The sequence below is a fragment of the Nonomuraea helvata genome, from assembly GCF_039535785.1.
Lineage (GTDB): Bacteria > Actinomycetota > Actinomycetes > Streptosporangiales > Streptosporangiaceae > Nonomuraea > Nonomuraea helvata.
Genome location: NZ_BAAAXV010000009.1, coordinates 1,281,280 through 1,295,547 on the forward strand (window position 1 = coordinate 1,281,280; position 14,268 = coordinate 1,295,547).

Sequence of the window (14,268 nt, forward strand, 5' to 3'; positions counted from 1 at the left end):
CTGTCTAGACCTCTTGTGTGTGGAGCCCGTGAGCTGGTGAAGTGGGACACGACGTATTCAATCTGGCCATAGAAGGAGCACGAAGTGGCCCCGGAGACCCCTGGCAACGAGACCCAGGCGCTGTCCAACCTGCTGCAGGAGAACCGCCGGTTCGCACCGCCGGCTGACCTGGCGGCGGCCGCGAACGTGACCGCCGCCGCATATAGCGAGGCCGCCGCCGACCGTCTCGCTTTCTGGGAGCACGCGGCCGAGCGGCTGACCTGGGCCAAGCGGTGGGACAAGACGCTCGAGTGGAATCCCCCCTTCGCCAAGTGGTTCATCGGCGGCGAGCTCAACGTGGCCTACAACTGCGTCGACCGCCACGTCGATGAGGGCCGCGGCGACAAGATCGCCTACTACTGGGAGGGCGAGCCAGAGGGGGACACCCGCACCCTCACCTACAACGACCTCAAGCGCGAGGTCAGCAAGGCCGCGAACGCCCTTCAGGAGCTCGGCGTCGCCAAGGGCGACCGCGTGGCCATCTACATGCCGATGATCCCCGAGCTGCCGGTCGCGATGCTGGCCTGCGCCCGCATCGGAGCGATCCACTCGGTGGTGTTCGGCGGCTTCTCGGCCTCGGCGCTGAAGAGCCGGATCGACGACGCCGACGCCAAGCTGGTCATCACCGCCGACGGCGGCTACCGCAGGGGCAACCCGTCGGCGCTCAAGCCCACGGTGGACGAGGCCGTCGCCGAGTGCCCCCAGGTCGAGAACGTCCTCGTCGTACGGCGCACCGGCCAGGACGTCGCGTTCGGCGACAAGGACGTGTGGTGGCACGACCTGGTCGAGCGCCAGAGCGACCAGCACACCGCCGAGCCCCACGACGCCGAGGACCCGCTGTACATCCTCTACACCAGCGGCACCACCGGTAAGCCGAAGGGCATCCTGCACACCACGGGCGGCTACCTGACCCAGACCGCCTGGACCCACCACGCCGTCTTCGACCTCAAGCCCGACACCGACATCTACTGGTGCACGGCCGACATCGGCTGGGTGACGGGCCACTCCTACATCGTGTACGGCCCCCTGGCCAACGGCGCCACCAGCGTCATCTACGAGGGCACCCCCGACACCCCGCACCGCGGCAGGTTCTGGGAGATCGTGCAGAAGTACAAGATCACGATCCTCTACACCGCCCCCACGGCGATCAGGACGTTCATGAAGTGGGGCGACGACATCCCCGCGAAGTACGACATGTCCAGCCTGCGCATCCTCGGCTCCGTCGGCGAGCCGATCAACCCGGAGGCGTACGTCTGGTACCGCGAGAACATCGGTCACGAGCGCTGCCCCGTCGTCGACACCTGGTGGCAGACCGAGACGGGCGCCATCATGATCAGCCCTCTCCCGGGCATCACCGCGGGCAAGCCGGGCGCCGCGATGCGCCCGCTGCCGGGCATCTCCGCAGACGTGGTGGACGACCAGGGCAACAGCGTCCCCAACGGAGGCGGCGGCTTCCTCGTGGTCCGCGAGCCGTGGCCGTCGATGCTCCGTACGATCTGGGGCGACGACCAGCGCTACATCGACACGTACTGGAGCAGGTTCGAGGGGATGTACTTCCCCGGTGACGGCGCCAAGAAGGACGAGGACGGCGACCTGTGGCTGCTCGGCCGCGTGGACGACGTCATGCTCGTCTCCGGCCACAACATCTCCACCACGGAGGTGGAGAGCGCCCTGGTCAGCCACCCGAAGGTCGCGGAGGCGGCCGTGGTCGGCGCGACCGACCCGGTGACGGGCCAGGCGATCGTGTCGTTCGTGATCCTGCGCGGCACGGCGGAGGAGAGCGACGACATCGCCGCCGAGCTGCGCAACCACGTGGCCAAGACGCTCGGCCCGATCGCCAAGCCGCGCCAGATCCTGGTCGTGCCCGAGCTGCCCAAGACCCGCTCCGGCAAGATCATGCGCCGCCTCCTGCGTGACGTGGCGGAGAACCGGAGCATCGGCGACGTCACCACCCTGGCCGACAGCACCGTGATGAACCTGATCTCGGAGAAGCTCCCGTCGGCGAAGTCCGAGGACTGAGGCGCTGCATAGAGGGCGTATGTCCCTGTATAGGGATATGCGCCCTCTATCGATACGCTAGTACGCAGGTGCGCCGGGAAGTCTGGTCGGCATGAGCAGAGCAATTCCGACCAGAGGAGCCCCTTGCGTACCCAGACTCGTGCCATCGCCGAGGCCCTCCGCACCGAGACCATCGGCGGAGTCATCATGCTCACCGCCACGGTCGCCGCCCTGGCCTGGGCGAACATCTCCCTCGACAGCTACGAGGCGCTCCGCGGGACCCGGCTCGGCCCCATGGAGCTGGACAAGTGGGCACAGAACGGCCTGCTGACGATCTTCTTCTTCGTGGCGGGCCTCGAGGTCAAGGCGGAACTGGTCCACGGCGAGCTGGCGCACGTGCGCAAGGCCGCACTTCCGATCATCGCGTCTTTGGCCGGAATGGTGGTACCGGCCGTCGTCTACCTGCTGGTCAGCTGGGGCGAGCGCGACGCCGCCCGCGGCTGGGCGATCCCGACGGCCACCGACATCGCCTTCGCGCTCGCCGTGCTCGCCGTGACGGCCAGCGCGATGCCGGCCGCGCTCCGCGCGTTCCTGCTGACCTGCGCGGTCGTGGACGACCTCGGCGCGATCACGATCATCGCCGTCTTCTACACGAGCCACGTCGACGTTCTCATGCTGCTCCTGGGAGCCGCCCTGCTGGCCGCGTACGCCCTGCTGCCGCACCAGAAGTACACGCTGGTGCCGCTGGGCCTGGCCGCCTGGTACGCCTTCGAGGTCAGCGGCGTGCACGCGACCGTGGCGGGAGTGGCGCTGGGCCTGCTGACCCGTACGACCGCGAACCAGGGCCGCTCGCCGGCCGAGGCGGCCGACCACTACTTCCGCCCGATCTCGGCCGGTCTGGCGGTGCCCGTGTTCGCGTTCCTGTCGGCGGGGGTGAAGCTGGACGGATCCAGCCTGGGCGCTATCTTGTCCGATCGGGTAGTTCTGGGAGTGATAGCGGGACTCGTACTCGGGAAGTTCCTCGGCGTGTTCGGTGGCGCCTGGCTGTCGGTGCGGCTAGGCCTGGCGAAACTGTCGGAAGAGCTGCAGTGGCGGGACATGGCGGCGGTGTCGTTGCTGGCCGGGATCGGGTTCACGGTTTCACTGCTGATCGGCGACCTGGCGTACGGTGACGACCGGCAGCGGGCCGAAGCTGTCACCACCGGGATCCTCGCGGCCAGCGTCGTCGCGTCGATCCTGGCGGCGGTGCTGCTTCACGTGAGGGTGCGCAAGCACCGCATTGCGCTGGATGATGTTTGACACGGCCGCCAGGCCTCGATAGGAGACGTTCATGCCGCAGACTCCCGAGGAAGAATCCCTGGGCTCGCTGGTCGCCCAGGCGACCAGTCAGATCTCGGACCTCGTCCGCTCGGAGATCGAGCTGGCCAAGGCCGAGTTCAGGTTCGACGCCAAGCGGGTCGGCATGGCCGGCGGGCTGTTCGCCGCCGCCGCCTTCACGGCGCACCTGTGCCTGATCCTCGCCTCGTTCACCATCGCGTACGTGCTGGCGCAGTGGCTGCCCAACTGGCTGGCCTTCCTCATCGTGACCGTGTTCTACCTGCTGGTCGCGGGCCTGCTGGTGTTCATCGGGATCAGGCGGCTCAAGGGACTGGCCGGGATGAAGCGGACCGCCAGGTCGATCAAGGGGCTCAAGGAGATCGCCACGCCCGAGGACGAGGCGCTTCCCGCGCTCCGTCCCGATCGGGAGCCGGTGACCCGAGATGGCACCTGACGAGTCGGTCGTACAGATCGAGGGTCCCTGGACGCATCGCGCGGTCCACGCGGGCGGCACCCGCTTCCACGTCGTCGAGGCGGGCGAAGGGCCGCTGGTGCTGCTGCTGCACGGGTTCCCGCAGTTCTGGTGGACGTGGCGCAACCAGCTCGTCTCACTGCCGAAGGCCGGCTACCGGGCGGTCGCGGCCGATCTGCGCGGCTACGGCGGCAGCGACAAGCCGCCGCGCGGCTACGACCTGCCCACGCTGGCCGCCGACGCGACCGGGCTGATCAGGGCGCTGGGCGAGACCGGGGCGATCGTGGTCGGGCATGACTGGGGCGGGCTGCTGGCCTGGACGATGGCCGTGCACGAGCCCAAGTGCGTGCGCCGGCTGGTCGCCGTGTCCGCCGCGCATCCGCTGAGGCTGCGCAGCGCGCTGCTCACCGACCCGTTCGGCCAGCTCAAGGCCAGCGTGCAGACGTTCGGCCACCAGCTGCCCCTGCTGCCGGAACACCGCCTCAGGCGCCGCGAGGGCGCCCTGGTGGGCCGGCTGCTGGACGAGTGGTCGCGCCCGGGGTGGCCCGATCCCGAGACCGCGCGGATCTACCGCGAGGCGTTCCGCATCCCCGCCGTGGCACACTCGGCGCTGGAGTACCACCGGTGGTTCGGCCGCTCCCAGCTGCGCCCCGACGGCCGTCGCTACGCCAGGGCCATGCGCACCGAGATCGAGGCCCCCACGCTGCACCTGCACGGGGCGCTCGACCCGCGCCTCCTGCCGCGTACGGCACAGGGTTCGAGCCGCTACGTGGCGGCTCCGTACCGGTGGCGGCTGTTCGAAGGAGCCGGCCACTTCCCCCACGAGGAGATCCCCGACGTGTTCGACACCGAGCTGCTCGGCTGGCTGGCCGATCCGGAGCCCGACCGATGAGAGACCGCGATCCCGAGGGCAGGCCGCGCAGCGCCAGGCCGCGCGACGCGTACGGCCGGCCGCTCCCCTACGGCGAGCCCGGCATGCCCCGGGTCCCCGACGACTACGCGCCCACCACGGAGCAGGCTCTGGCCGACGGCCGCCGCTTCCTGAGCGAGGGCCTGCCGTTCAACGCGCACGAGGTGTTCGAGGGCCGCTGGAAATGCGCGCCCGAGGAGGAGCGCGAGCTGTGGCAGGGTCTCGCGCAGATCTGCGTCGGGCTGACGCACCTCCAGCGCGGCAACGGCCGCGGCGCGGTGACCCTCTTCAGCCGGGGCGCCGCCAGGGCCCAAGGGTACGGCGGCGCGTACGACGAGGTCGGCAAAGCGGCCTCGGGCCTGAGCCAGGACAGCGACCCCGACGAGGCCATCGCCCTGATCCTGGCCAAGCTCCCCGGCTAGCCGGCGCGGTGCTGCGGCCCGCCCCCGAAGGTGGTCAGTCGCACTGCTGGGTGCTGGCCTGCGTGGTGTCGTTCCTGCCCTGGGCCGCGTCCGGGGCGACCTCCTCGGCGGTCAGGACGTAGCCCGTGTCCGCCTCGTTGGTGGCGGCGGCGAAGATCACGCCGTAGACGCGCCCGTCCACCGTGAGCAGCGGCCCGCCCGAGTTGCCCGGGAGCACCCGGCCGCGGATCGCGTAGACCTTGCGCCTGACCGTGGTGTCGCGGTAGATGTCGGGCCCCTCGGCGTCGAGCTGACGGCCGATCCTGGCCGGCTCGGCGGTGAAGCCCTTGCTCTTGGGGAATCCGGCGATGATCGCGTTGTCGCCCCGCCCGCCGTCGCCGTCGAAGGTGAGCTGCGGCAGGCCCAGCCCGGGCACGTACAGGACGGCGATGTCGCGCCGCGGGTTGTAACGCACGACGGTGGCCGCGTGCGGCGTGTTGGTGGAGTCGATGACCTGCAGGTCACGGGTGACGCCCGCCACCACGTGGGCGTTGGTCATGATCCGGTCGGGCGCGTAGACGAACCCGGTGCCCTCGATGTGCTTGTTGCAGCTCTCGGCGTTGCCCTGGACCTTGACGATGCCCTTCCTCGCCCGCTCCAGCTTGGAGCCCTGCAGCACGCTCTGGTCCGGCGGCGGCACGTCGATGAGCTGGTCCGCGCCGATCGCGTCGAAGACGGGCGGGAACTCCGAACGGTCGATGAACTTCTTGAACGGCTGCTGCCAGTCGCGCGCGCCCTGCGGGATCGCCTCGTCGACCGTGGTCAGCAGCGCGGAGTTCTTCACCTGGTCGACGAGCGGGGTGAAAGCCGTGGAGACGATCAGCGAGCCGATCAGCCAGGCGATGACCAGCACGGACAGCGCGCTGGAGAACGTGCCCCCGACCGCGTCGGCCACCCTGGCGGGCTCCCAGGTCACATGGCTGCGCACGACGGCGCCGAGGGTCGAGGAGGCGAACTGGCCGATGGTGGCGGCGAGGAAGACGATCACGATGGCCAGCAGCGCCTGAGGCGTGTCGCCGCTGACCACGGCCTTGGAGATCGGCGGCGCGATGAAGACGCCGAGCACGGCACCGCCCACGAACCCCACGAAACTCATGACCCCGATGATGAAGCCCTGACGGTAACCCGAAATACCGAAGGCGACCACGAGGCCGATCAAGATGAGGTCAAGCAGATCACCGCGCACGTTTCAAAGGTAACCAGGGATACGGTCAAGTGTGCACGTCTTCGGCCAGGACGGCGCTACCGCATGTCTACCTTGGGCGGTATGCCGCCGGCCGAGGGAACAGTGCGCGATCTCATCGAGGCAGCTCTTGGCGACACGGACCCCGACGGCCCGCTGCGCTGGCATGTGATCTCTGTGCTGCGCCGGCGCGGCGATCTGGAGTCGTTCATCGAGGCGCGCCGGCTGTGTGCGGCGGACACCGTGGCCGAACGCCTGCTCGGCGTGGACATCATGGGGATGCTGCGGCCGTTCGTGGACCGTACGCTGCCGGTGCTGCGCTACCTGGCCGCCAGCGAGAACGACGCCATGGTCCTCTACTCGGTGCTGATCGCGTTCGGCCACCTGGCCGACCCGCGGTCGCTGCCGTCGGTGATCGAGCTGGCCGCCCACGACGACGCCAGAGTGCGGTACGGCGCCGCGTACGCGCTGCAGCACGTGCTCGGCGACCCCCCTGACCGGGCCGGCCTGGAGACGCTGCGCGCGCTGGCGGTCGACAGCGACAAGGACGTGGCGGACTGGGCCTCGCTCGGCGTGGCGCTGAGAGAGATCCGTTAACCCCTCGAGGCCAGGTCGATCACGTGCTGCGGGAGGTCCTCCACCCGCGTGGGATCCCACGGGCGTTCGAGACCGCCCTCGCGCAGCACGGTGTCCAGGACCATGGCCGTGAACCCCCACACGAGCATCCCCCGCACCTGGAACGCCGGCCCCGCGAACCCGCTCGGATGCCGCAGCGTGACCCGGTTGCCGGGATCGACCAGCTCGGCGATCGGCACCCGTTCCACGGAGTCGACCTCGTGCGGCGAGGCCGCGTGCACGGCGGACGGCTCGCGCCACCAGGCGATCACGGGCGTGACCCGGTTGTCGCTGCGGTCGAGGTACAGCTCGGGCATCGTGCCCAGCACGTGGACGCCTGAGGGATCGACACCCGTCTCCTCCTCGGCCTCGCGCAGGGCCGCCGCGACGGGTCCTCCGTCGTCGGGGTCCACGCCGCCGCCGGGGAACGCGGGCTGGCCGGCGTGCCTGCGCCCGCGCGTGCTGCGCTGGATGAGCAGGACGTCAGGGCCCAGCGGCCCCTCGCCGAACAGCATCAGCACCGCGGCGGCCCGCCCGGCTCCGTCCGGGGGACGCAGGTATCGGGGCACTCTGATCCGCTGAGCCTGCGTCGCCAGTCGGTCGAGCCAGTCGGGCACTTCGGTCACGCATTCCTCCAACACGCCGGGGCTCCGATGACTTCCCTTGATCAGAACCTTGATCAGGTTCTGATCAGGAGAAGGGGCCGGACCTGACGAGCTTCGCGGCCTCGGCCGTCGCCGTGGGGCCGGTGCCGTACGAGGGGCAGAGCGCGGCCAGCGGGCACACGCCGCACGCGGGCCGGCGGGCGTGGCACATGCGGCGGCCGTGCCAGATCACCCGGTGCGAGAAGATCGTCCACTCCCGCTTGGGCAGCAGCTCCGCCACGATGTGCTCGATCTTGACCGGATCGGTCTCCTCGGTCCAGCCGAAGCGGCGCACCAGCCGCTGGAAGTGGGTGTCGACGGTGAGCCCCGGCACGTCGAACGCGTTGCCCAGCACCACGTTGGCGGTCTTGCGGCCCACGCCCGGCAGGGTGACCAGATCCTTCAGCTTGCCGGGCACCTCTCCGCCGTAACGCTCGCACACCGCCGTGGCCATGCCGATGATGCTGTTGGTCTTCGCGCGGAAGAACCCGGTCGAGCGGATGATCTCCTCCATCTCGGACGGGTCCGCGGCGGCATAGTCGGTCACCGTCGGATATTTCGCGAAGAGGATGGGGGTGACCATGTTGACTCGCTTGTCCGTGCACTGGGCGGAGAGGATGGTCGCGACCAGAAGTTCTAACGGGTTGCTGAAGTCGAGCTCGCAATGGGCCTCTGGGTAGGTCTCCGCGAGGATGCGGTTCATCTTGCGCGCCCGCCGTACCAGTGCGAGCTGGGTCTCCGGCTTGCGCCCCGCCGCGTTCGTGGCCATGCCGCAAGACTAGAAGCTCTCGCGAACTGTTGAACCCAGGACGGCCCCGCTGCGTACAACCTGGCGACTTGGGAGGCGATGGCCATGAGCGGTCAGGGTGCGGTGCTGTCGGACTTCGTACGTACATCGGGGCCGCTCTACGGGCAGGCGCTGCATCACCTGGCCCTGGCCTGCGCCTCCGCCGTGGCCAAGCTGCACGCGCGGGGGAACGTGGGGCTCGGCCTCAGCCACGAGAGCGTCGCGCTCGGCCTCAACGGGCAGGTGCTGATCGGCTGGCAGCCCGGCATCACCCCGGGCTCCGCCGCCGACGACATGCGGGCCTGGGCCGACCTCGTGGTCTTCGCGGGCACCGGCCGCACGGACGGCGACACCGCCGCCCTCCCTCCCGCCCTGCGCCTCGCGGTACGGCAGTGCCGCCGGCCCGACCCCACCACCCGCCCCCGGGCGGCGGACGTGCTCCGCGTGCTGCTCGGCCAGTCCGTGGCGGCGGCCGTGGCCTCGGTCGACGACCTGCTGGCTTCCTGAGGGGACCTGGCGGCCTCCCGAGGGGGGCCGAAACCCCCTGAAACAGGGGCATCCGGTAACTTTCCCCTGGATGCGACTCGTCCTAAAAGCGCAGAACACTCCAGCATTCCCATAACCTGTGAGTGCCACGCAGAGTGGGGTGAGTCACAATGGCAGCAGAGGAGGCAGAGTGAACACCGAAGACGTGCTGGGCAAGGCCCCCCTGTTCGCCGCGCTGGACCGCGAGAGCGCCGCGGCGCTGCGTACGAGCATCACAGAGGTCCAGCTCTCCAAGGGACAGACGCTCTTCCACGAGAACGAGACCGGCGACCGGCTCTACGTCGTGCTGGAAGGCAAGATCAAGCTGTCCCGCACCTCACCCGACGGACGGGAAAACCTGCTGAGCGTGCTCGGGCCGAGCGAGATGTTCGGTGAGCTGTCGCTGTTCGACCCGAGGCCGCGTACGGCCTCCGCGACGGCGCTGACCGACGTGCGGCTGGCCGGGCTCGGCCACGACGACCTGCGGCCCTGGCTGACCGGCCGCCCCGAGGTGGCGCTCCACCTCCTGCGCGCGCTGGCCCAGCGGCTGCGCCGCACCAACGACGTGCTGGCCGACCTGGTCTTCACCGACGTCCCCGGCCGGGTGGCCAAGCAGCTGCTCGACCTCGCCGAGCGGTTCGGCACCAAGACCGACGACGGTCTGCGGGTCCATCACGACCTGACCCAGGAGGAGCTGGCCCAGCTCGTCGGCGCCTCGCGCGAGACGGTCAACAAGGCGCTGGCCGACTTCGCCCAGCGCGGCTGGCTGCGGATCGAGGCCAAGGCCGTGGTCATCCTCGACATGGACCGGCTCTACAACCGGTCGAGGTAGTCGAGCTGCGCCACGACGGACATCTCGGCGGCGGGCCAGAGTGAGCGGTCGACGTCCGCGTACACGACCTTGACGATCTCGCGCGGCGTGCGCGCGCCCTGCTCGCGCGCCGCCCTGATCTGGTCGAGCCGTTCGCGCCTGTGGGCGATGTAGCCGTCGAGCGCGCCGATCGGGTCGGGCAGCACCGGGCCGTGGCCGGGCAGCAGGGCCCGCGCCTCCAGGCTCTCCGCGGCCGCCCTCAGCCGGTCGAGGCTGCGGAGGTAGTCGGCCAGGCCACCGTCGCGGGCGATGATCGTGGTGCCCCTGCCGAGCACGGTGTCGCCGGTCAGCATCGCGCGGTCCTGCGGCAGCCAGAAGCAGAGCGAGTCGAACGAGTGGCCCGGCGTGCCGTACACGTGGATCTCCAGGCCGTCCACCGTGACCACGTCGCCGTCGGCGAGCCCCTCGTCGCCGAGCCGGTGCCGGGGGTCGAGCGCCCGCACGGGGGCGCCCACCATCTCGGCGAAGCGCCGGGCGCCGCCGCTGTGGTCGAAGTGCCCGTGGGTGAGCAGGATCTCGGTGACGCGGCGCTCCCCCAGATGGTCGCGTACGCGGCGCAGGTGCGACTCGTCCTCGGGCCCCGGATCGACGACGACCACCTCGTGCCCGCCGATGACCCAGGTGTTGGTGCCGTCGAGCGTCATGGCGGAGGGGTTGGGGGCGAGGAGGTTCTCGGCGTGTTCCGTACGGGAGCCGTCGGGCGTGCCGATCGGGATGTGCACTCCGCTCACGTGGTCACCAGCCGCATCTCGCCCTCGATCTCCACGGCCCGCGGCATGATCGGCACGATCTCCCGGCGCTCGGCCAGGACCCCCGCCACGCTTTCGTGGGCCGACAGCTCGGTCAGCGTTCGGTACGTGGGCGGCATCAAGAAGATCTCGCCCTGGTGCGCCAGCTCGATCGCCTCCGCCGGCCGCTTCCATGCCACGTGGTCGGCCTCGCCGCCGACATCGCGGGTGCGCTGGCCCTCCGGCAGCACGGCGACGAAGAACCGCGTGTCGAAGCGCCTGGGCTCGATCTCCGGCGTGATCCAGTGGGCCCACGGCTTGAGCAGGTCGGACCGGAGCACCAGGCCGCGCCTGGCGAGGAAGTCGGCGAAGGACAGGCTCCTGTCGATCAGCGCCAGCCGGTCCGACTCCCAGTCGTCCCCCGTCGTGTCGGCGACCACGGAGTCGGGGCCCGGACCGGCCAGCAGCACGCCCGACTCCTCGAACGTCTCGCGCACGGCCGCGCACACCAGCCCGCGCGCGACCTCCTCGGCGGCGTTGAAGACCGCGCCCCACTCGGCCGGTGACGGGCCGGCCCAGGCCACCGCCTGGTCGGTGTCGCGGGCGTCCACCGAGCCGCCGGGAAAGACGTACGCGCCCGCCGCGAAGGCCATGGTCGCCTTCCTGCGCAGCAGATAGACCTCAGGCCCTGTGTTGATGGCCTCCACTGCGTGGAGGCGGGCTCGGTCGCTGGGGAGCCGTCGCAGAATCACCACCGTGGCGGCGTCCCGGGTGGGGACCGGCTCGACCCGCCCCGCGATGATCTCCCGTGCCCGCGCGGCGAGCTCGGCTGGCAGCGTCAATCCGGTCACATCGGTCATAGTGCCTCAGGCTACTTCGGCGATCAGCTCCACTTCCACGGGCGCGTCCAGCGGGAGGGCGGCCACGCCCACCGCGCTCCGGGCGTGCCTGCCTGGCTCGCCCAGCACCTCGGCGAGCAGCTCGCTGGCGCCGTTGCCGACCTTGGGGTGCTCGGTGAAGGCAGGATCGCTGGCCACGAACACCACGACCTTGACGACGCGCACGACCTTCCGCAGATCGCCCACCTCGGCCTTCAGCACGGCCAGCGCGTTGAGCGCGCAGATGCGGGCCTGCTCCGCGCCCTCCTCGGTGGTCAGGTCGGCCCCGACCTTGCCGGTCCGCTGCAGCTTGCCGTCCACGAACGGCACCTGGCCCGAGGTGTAGACGAGATTGCCCGTGCGCACGGCCGGCACATAGGCGCCGGCCGGCGCCGGCACCTCGGGCAGGGTCAGGCCGAGCTCCGCGATCTTCTGCTCCGGGGTCACTGCTTCTCCCTCTTGAAGTAGGCCACCAGCTGCTCGGGCGAGGAACCCTGGACGATCTGGACCAGCTCCCAGCCGTCGGAGCCGAAGTTGTCGAGGATCATCTTGGTGTTGTGGATCAACACCGGGGCCGTCAGGTACTCCCATTTCTTCATGGGGCCAGATTAGTGTGAGCAATCTCAAAGGGTGGTCGTCGGCTTTCCGCAAGTGACCCTTCGGTAGCCTCGAGTGGTGGAGTCTCCGGACACGGATTGGGCCGGCGTGCGGTTGCACGTGGTCACCGGCAAGGGCGGCACCGGCAAAACGACCGTGGCCGCCGCGCTCGCGCTCGCCCTGGCCGCCGGCGGCCGCAAGGTGCTGCTCGTCGAGGTCGAGGGCAGGCAGGGCATCGCGCAGATCTTCGACCTGCCGCCACTGCCCTACGAGGAACGCAAGATCGCCGTCGCGCCGTCAGGCGGCGACGTGTACGCGCTGGCCATCGATCCAGAAGAGGCCATGCTCGACTACATGGAGATGTTCTACGGGATGCGCAGGGCGGGCAAGGCGCTGACCAAGATGGGCATCGTCGACTTCGCCACCACCGTGGCCCCCGGCTTCCGCGACGTGCTCGTCACCGGCAAGACGACCGAGGCCGTGCGCAGGCGGGGCAAGAACGGCCGCAGGATCTACGACGCGGTCGTGCTCGACGCGCCGCCGACCGGCCGCATCACGCGCTTCCTGAACGTCACCCAGGAGGTGGCCGGCCTGGCCAAGGTCGGGCCGATCAAGAACCACTCCGACCTGGTCAACGGAGTCGTGAAATCTCCCGAGACGGCCGTGCACTTCGTGACGTTGCTGGAGGAGATGCCCGTCCAGGAGACGCTCGACGGCATCTCCGAATTGCGATCGGCGGGGCTCCCCGCCGGTGGAATTTTCGTCAATATGGTCCGGGAATCCCAGCTCCCGCAGGCCGCTCTTGACACTGCTGTCAAGGGCCGATTCGACATCGGGGAGCTCGTGCTCGGGCTCAAGGCGGCCGGGGTCGCCGACGGCGCGGAGGCCACGAGGTTCGCCGAGGCACTCGCGGACGAGGTCGTCGAGCACGCCCGCCGTACGGAGCTGGAGCGCGCCGAGCGCGACTCGCTGGCCGAGGCGGGGCTGAAGAGCTACGAGCTGCCGCTGCTGGCCGACGGCGTGGACCTGGCGGGCCTGTACGAGTTGGCAGAGAGCATGCGCACCCAAGGAGCAGCGTGAAGAAGCGGGCAGTGCTCGACATCGACGCGATTCTCGACGACCAGGACACCAGGATCATCGTCTGCTGCGGCGCCGGCGGCGTGGGCAAGACCACGACCGCGGCGGCGCTCGGGCTGCGGGCGGCCGAGCGCGGCAGGTGCGCGGTCGTGCTCACCGTGGACCCGGCGCGGCGCCTGGCCCAGTCGATGGGGCTGACCGAGCTGGACAACACCCCGCGCCTGGTCACCTCGCCCAAGGGCGGCGGCCAGCTCTTCGCCATGATGCTCGACATGAAGCGTACGTTCGACGAGATCATCGAGGCGCACGCCGATCCGGAGCGGGCCCGCCAGATCCTGTCGAACCCCTTCTACCAGTCGCTTTCGTCCAGCTTCTCCGGCACGCAGGAGTACATGGCCATGGAGAAGCTGGGCCAGCTCCGCCGCTCGGACGAGTGGGACCTGATCATCGTGGACACGCCGCCGTCGCGCTCCGCGCTCGACTTCCTCGACGCTCCCGAGCGGCTCGGACGCTTCCTCGACGGACGGTTCATCCGGCTGCTCACCGCGCCCGCCAAGGTCGGAGGGCGCAGCGCGTTCAGGCTGCTCAACGCCGGGTTCGGGCTGATGGCAGGCGCGCTGACGAAGCTGCTCGGCGCACAGGTGATCAAGGATCTGCAGACATTCGTGTCCGCCCTGGACGCCGTCTTCGGCGGGTTCAGGCAGCGGGCCGAGATGACGTACAAGCTGCTGCAGGCCCCCGGCACGGCCTTCCTCGTGGTGGCCGCACCCGAGCGGGACGCCATGCGGGAGGCGTCCTACTTCGTCGAGCGACTCGCCGAGGAGCGCATGCCACTGGCCGGCCTGGTGGTCAACCGTGTGCACGTGTCGCCTACCTCGGTCCTCTCAGCCGCCCGTAGCGCCGCGGCCGCGGAAGATCTCGAGTCGAAGGGCGAGCACGAGCTGACCGCCGCCGTGCTGCGGCTGCACGCCGGTCGAATGCAGCTCGCGGCCCGCGAAGGCCGTGAGCAGGAACATTTCATCTCGGCCCACCCCACGGTGCCCGTGGTGCAGGTTCGCGCCATGTCCGAGGACGTCCACGATCTCATGGGTCTGCGGCAGATCGGGGACTTGCTGGCGAGCGCATGAAAGTACGGCCGGCGAACGGCGCCGGCCGTACTCGGCTCG

General features: G+C 70.1%; 17 protein-coding genes. 10 read left to right on the forward strand and 7 right to left on the reverse strand.

What is annotated here, in order from left to right; genetic code table 11:
* Nucleotides 1-84 precede the first annotated feature (84 nt).
* The 5 genes from acs to ABD830_RS38870 all read left to right on the forward strand — a co-directional run bounded on the left by acs (nucleotide 85) and on the right by ABD830_RS38870 (nucleotide 5,158).
* The gene (gene acs / locus ABD830_RS38850) at nucleotides 85-2,058 is read left to right on the forward strand and encodes an acetate--CoA ligase (protein WP_344998772.1); all 1,974 of its coding nucleotides are present in this window, start codon (nucleotides 85-87) and stop codon (nucleotides 2,056-2,058) included.
* A gap of 123 nt (nucleotides 2,059-2,181) precedes the next feature.
* Nucleotides 2,182-3,336, forward strand: a complete 1,155-nt coding sequence (gene nhaA, locus ABD830_RS38855; protein ID WP_344998774.1) for a Na+/H+ antiporter NhaA — start codon at nucleotides 2,182-2,184, stop codon at nucleotides 3,334-3,336.
* A gap of 31 nt (nucleotides 3,337-3,367) precedes the next feature.
* Nucleotides 3,368-3,808 carry a phage holin family protein gene (locus ABD830_RS38860; RefSeq protein WP_344998776.1) on the forward strand — a complete coding sequence of 147 codons (441 nt, stop codon included), beginning with the start codon at nucleotides 3,368-3,370 and terminating at the stop codon, nucleotides 3,806-3,808.
* Nucleotides 3,798-4,718 carry an alpha/beta fold hydrolase gene (locus tag ABD830_RS38865; protein WP_344998778.1) on the forward strand — a complete coding sequence of 307 codons (921 nt, stop codon included), beginning with the start codon at nucleotides 3,798-3,800 and terminating at the stop codon, nucleotides 4,716-4,718. The genes ABD830_RS38860 and ABD830_RS38865 overlap by 11 nt, the downstream gene beginning before the upstream one ends.
* Nucleotides 4,715-5,158: a DUF309 domain-containing protein gene (locus tag ABD830_RS38870; RefSeq protein WP_344998780.1), complete on the forward strand. Its 444-nt coding sequence runs from the start codon at nucleotides 4,715-4,717 to the stop codon at nucleotides 5,156-5,158. The genes ABD830_RS38865 and ABD830_RS38870 overlap by 4 nt, the downstream gene beginning before the upstream one ends.
* Before the next feature lie 34 nt (nucleotides 5,159-5,192).
* Here ABD830_RS38870 and ABD830_RS38875 read toward each other — a convergent pair whose 3' ends face one another.
* Nucleotides 5,193-6,383 carry a MarP family serine protease gene (locus ABD830_RS38875; protein WP_344998782.1) on the reverse strand — a complete coding sequence of 397 codons (1,191 nt, stop codon included), beginning with the start codon at nucleotides 6,381-6,383 and terminating at the stop codon, nucleotides 5,193-5,195.
* 81 nt (nucleotides 6,384-6,464) lie between these two features.
* Here ABD830_RS38875 and ABD830_RS38880 point away from each other — a divergent pair, with 81 nt between their 5' ends.
* A complete protein-coding gene (locus ABD830_RS38880; protein WP_344998784.1) occupies nucleotides 6,465-6,977 on the forward strand; it encodes a HEAT repeat domain-containing protein in 513 nt (170 codons plus the stop codon).
* On the opposite strand, the gene ABD830_RS38885 is transcribed toward ABD830_RS38880, so the two are convergent.
* Both ABD830_RS38885 and nth read right to left on the reverse strand, forming a co-directional pair.
* Entirely contained in the window at nucleotides 6,974-7,621 is a 648-nt protein-coding gene (locus tag ABD830_RS38885) for an NUDIX hydrolase (RefSeq protein WP_344998787.1), read from the reverse strand. The two genes, ABD830_RS38880 and ABD830_RS38885, sit on opposite strands and share 4 nt — an antisense overlap.
* Nucleotides 7,622-7,685: 64 nt before the next feature.
* Nucleotides 7,686-8,408, reverse strand: coding sequence for an endonuclease III (gene nth / locus ABD830_RS38890; protein ID WP_344998789.1), 723 nt, complete (start codon nucleotides 8,406-8,408; stop codon nucleotides 7,686-7,688).
* Nucleotides 8,409-8,492: 84 nt separating this feature from the next.
* Here nth and ABD830_RS38895 point away from each other — a divergent pair, with 84 nt between their 5' ends.
* Together ABD830_RS38895 and ABD830_RS38900 are read left to right on the forward strand one after the other, a co-directional pair.
* Entirely contained in the window at nucleotides 8,493-8,933 is a 441-nt protein-coding gene (locus ABD830_RS38895; protein ID WP_344998791.1) for a hypothetical protein, read from the forward strand.
* A gap of 169 nt (nucleotides 8,934-9,102) precedes the next feature.
* Nucleotides 9,103-9,783, forward strand: coding sequence for a Crp/Fnr family transcriptional regulator (locus ABD830_RS38900; protein ID WP_185069893.1), 681 nt, complete (start codon nucleotides 9,103-9,105; stop codon nucleotides 9,781-9,783).
* Here ABD830_RS38900 and ABD830_RS38905 read toward each other — a convergent pair.
* The 4 genes from ABD830_RS38905 to sp36 are packed head-to-tail and all read right to left on the reverse strand — an operon-like array spanning nucleotide 9,765 to nucleotide 12,027.
* On the reverse strand, nucleotides 9,765-10,553 hold the full coding sequence (locus tag ABD830_RS38905; protein WP_344998793.1) for an MBL fold metallo-hydrolase: 789 nt from the start codon (nucleotides 10,551-10,553) through the stop codon (nucleotides 9,765-9,767). The genes ABD830_RS38900 and ABD830_RS38905 overlap by 19 nt on opposite strands.
* Nucleotides 10,550-11,410 carry an NUDIX hydrolase gene (locus ABD830_RS38910; RefSeq protein ID WP_344998795.1) on the reverse strand — a complete coding sequence of 287 codons (861 nt, stop codon included), beginning with the start codon at nucleotides 11,408-11,410 and terminating at the stop codon, nucleotides 10,550-10,552. The genes ABD830_RS38905 and ABD830_RS38910 overlap by 4 nt, the downstream gene beginning before the upstream one ends.
* A 6-nt stretch (nucleotides 11,411-11,416) precedes the next feature.
* The gene (locus ABD830_RS38915; protein WP_344998797.1) at nucleotides 11,417-11,875 is read right to left on the reverse strand and encodes a RidA family protein; all 459 of its coding nucleotides are present in this window, start codon (nucleotides 11,873-11,875) and stop codon (nucleotides 11,417-11,419) included.
* Nucleotides 11,872-12,027 carry a Sp36 family protein gene (gene sp36, locus ABD830_RS38920; RefSeq protein ID WP_344998799.1) on the reverse strand — a complete coding sequence of 52 codons (156 nt, stop codon included), beginning with the start codon at nucleotides 12,025-12,027 and terminating at the stop codon, nucleotides 11,872-11,874. Before sp36 ends, ABD830_RS38915 begins: the two co-directional genes overlap by 4 nt.
* A 76-nt stretch (nucleotides 12,028-12,103) precedes the next feature.
* Between sp36 and bagA the strand changes: the two genes are divergently transcribed.
* The gene (bagA, locus tag ABD830_RS38925) at nucleotides 12,104-13,105 is read left to right on the forward strand and encodes an ATPase BagA (protein ID WP_344998801.1); all 1,002 of its coding nucleotides are present in this window, start codon (nucleotides 12,104-12,106) and stop codon (nucleotides 13,103-13,105) included.
* On the forward strand, nucleotides 13,102-14,229 hold the full coding sequence (gene bagB, locus ABD830_RS38930) for an ATPase BagB (protein ID WP_344998803.1): 1,128 nt from the start codon (nucleotides 13,102-13,104) through the stop codon (nucleotides 14,227-14,229). Before bagA ends, bagB begins: the two co-directional genes overlap by 4 nt.
* Nucleotides 14,230-14,268: the final 39 nt, after the last annotated feature.

What these genes read in the sequence shown, in the direction of transcription:
- ABD830_RS38880 (WP_344998784.1), top strand. Translation starts at nt 6,465, where the DNA reads ATGCCGCCGGCCGAGGGAACAGTGCGCGATCTCATCGAGGCAGCTCTT.
- ABD830_RS38860 (WP_344998776.1), top strand. Translation starts at nt 3,368, where the DNA reads ATGCCGCAGACTCCCGAGGAAGAATCCCTGGGCTCGCTGGTCGCCCAG.
- ABD830_RS38870 (WP_344998780.1), top strand. Translation starts at nt 4,715, where the DNA reads ATGAGAGACCGCGATCCCGAGGGCAGGCCGCGCAGCGCCAGGCCGCGC.
- ABD830_RS38865 (WP_344998778.1), top strand. Translation starts at nt 3,798, where the DNA reads ATGGCACCTGACGAGTCGGTCGTACAGATCGAGGGTCCCTGGACGCAT.
- ABD830_RS38910 (WP_344998795.1), bottom strand. Translation starts at nt 11,410, where the DNA reads ATGACCGATGTGACCGGATTGACGCTGCCAGCCGAGCTCGCCGCGCGG.
- sp36 (WP_344998799.1), bottom strand. Translation starts at nt 12,027, where the DNA reads ATGAAGAAATGGGAGTACCTGACGGCCCCGGTGTTGATCCACAACACC.
- ABD830_RS38895 (WP_344998791.1), top strand. Translation starts at nt 8,493, where the DNA reads ATGAGCGGTCAGGGTGCGGTGCTGTCGGACTTCGTACGTACATCGGGG.
- nth (WP_344998789.1), bottom strand. Translation starts at nt 8,408, where the DNA reads ATGGCCACGAACGCGGCGGGGCGCAAGCCGGAGACCCAGCTCGCACTG.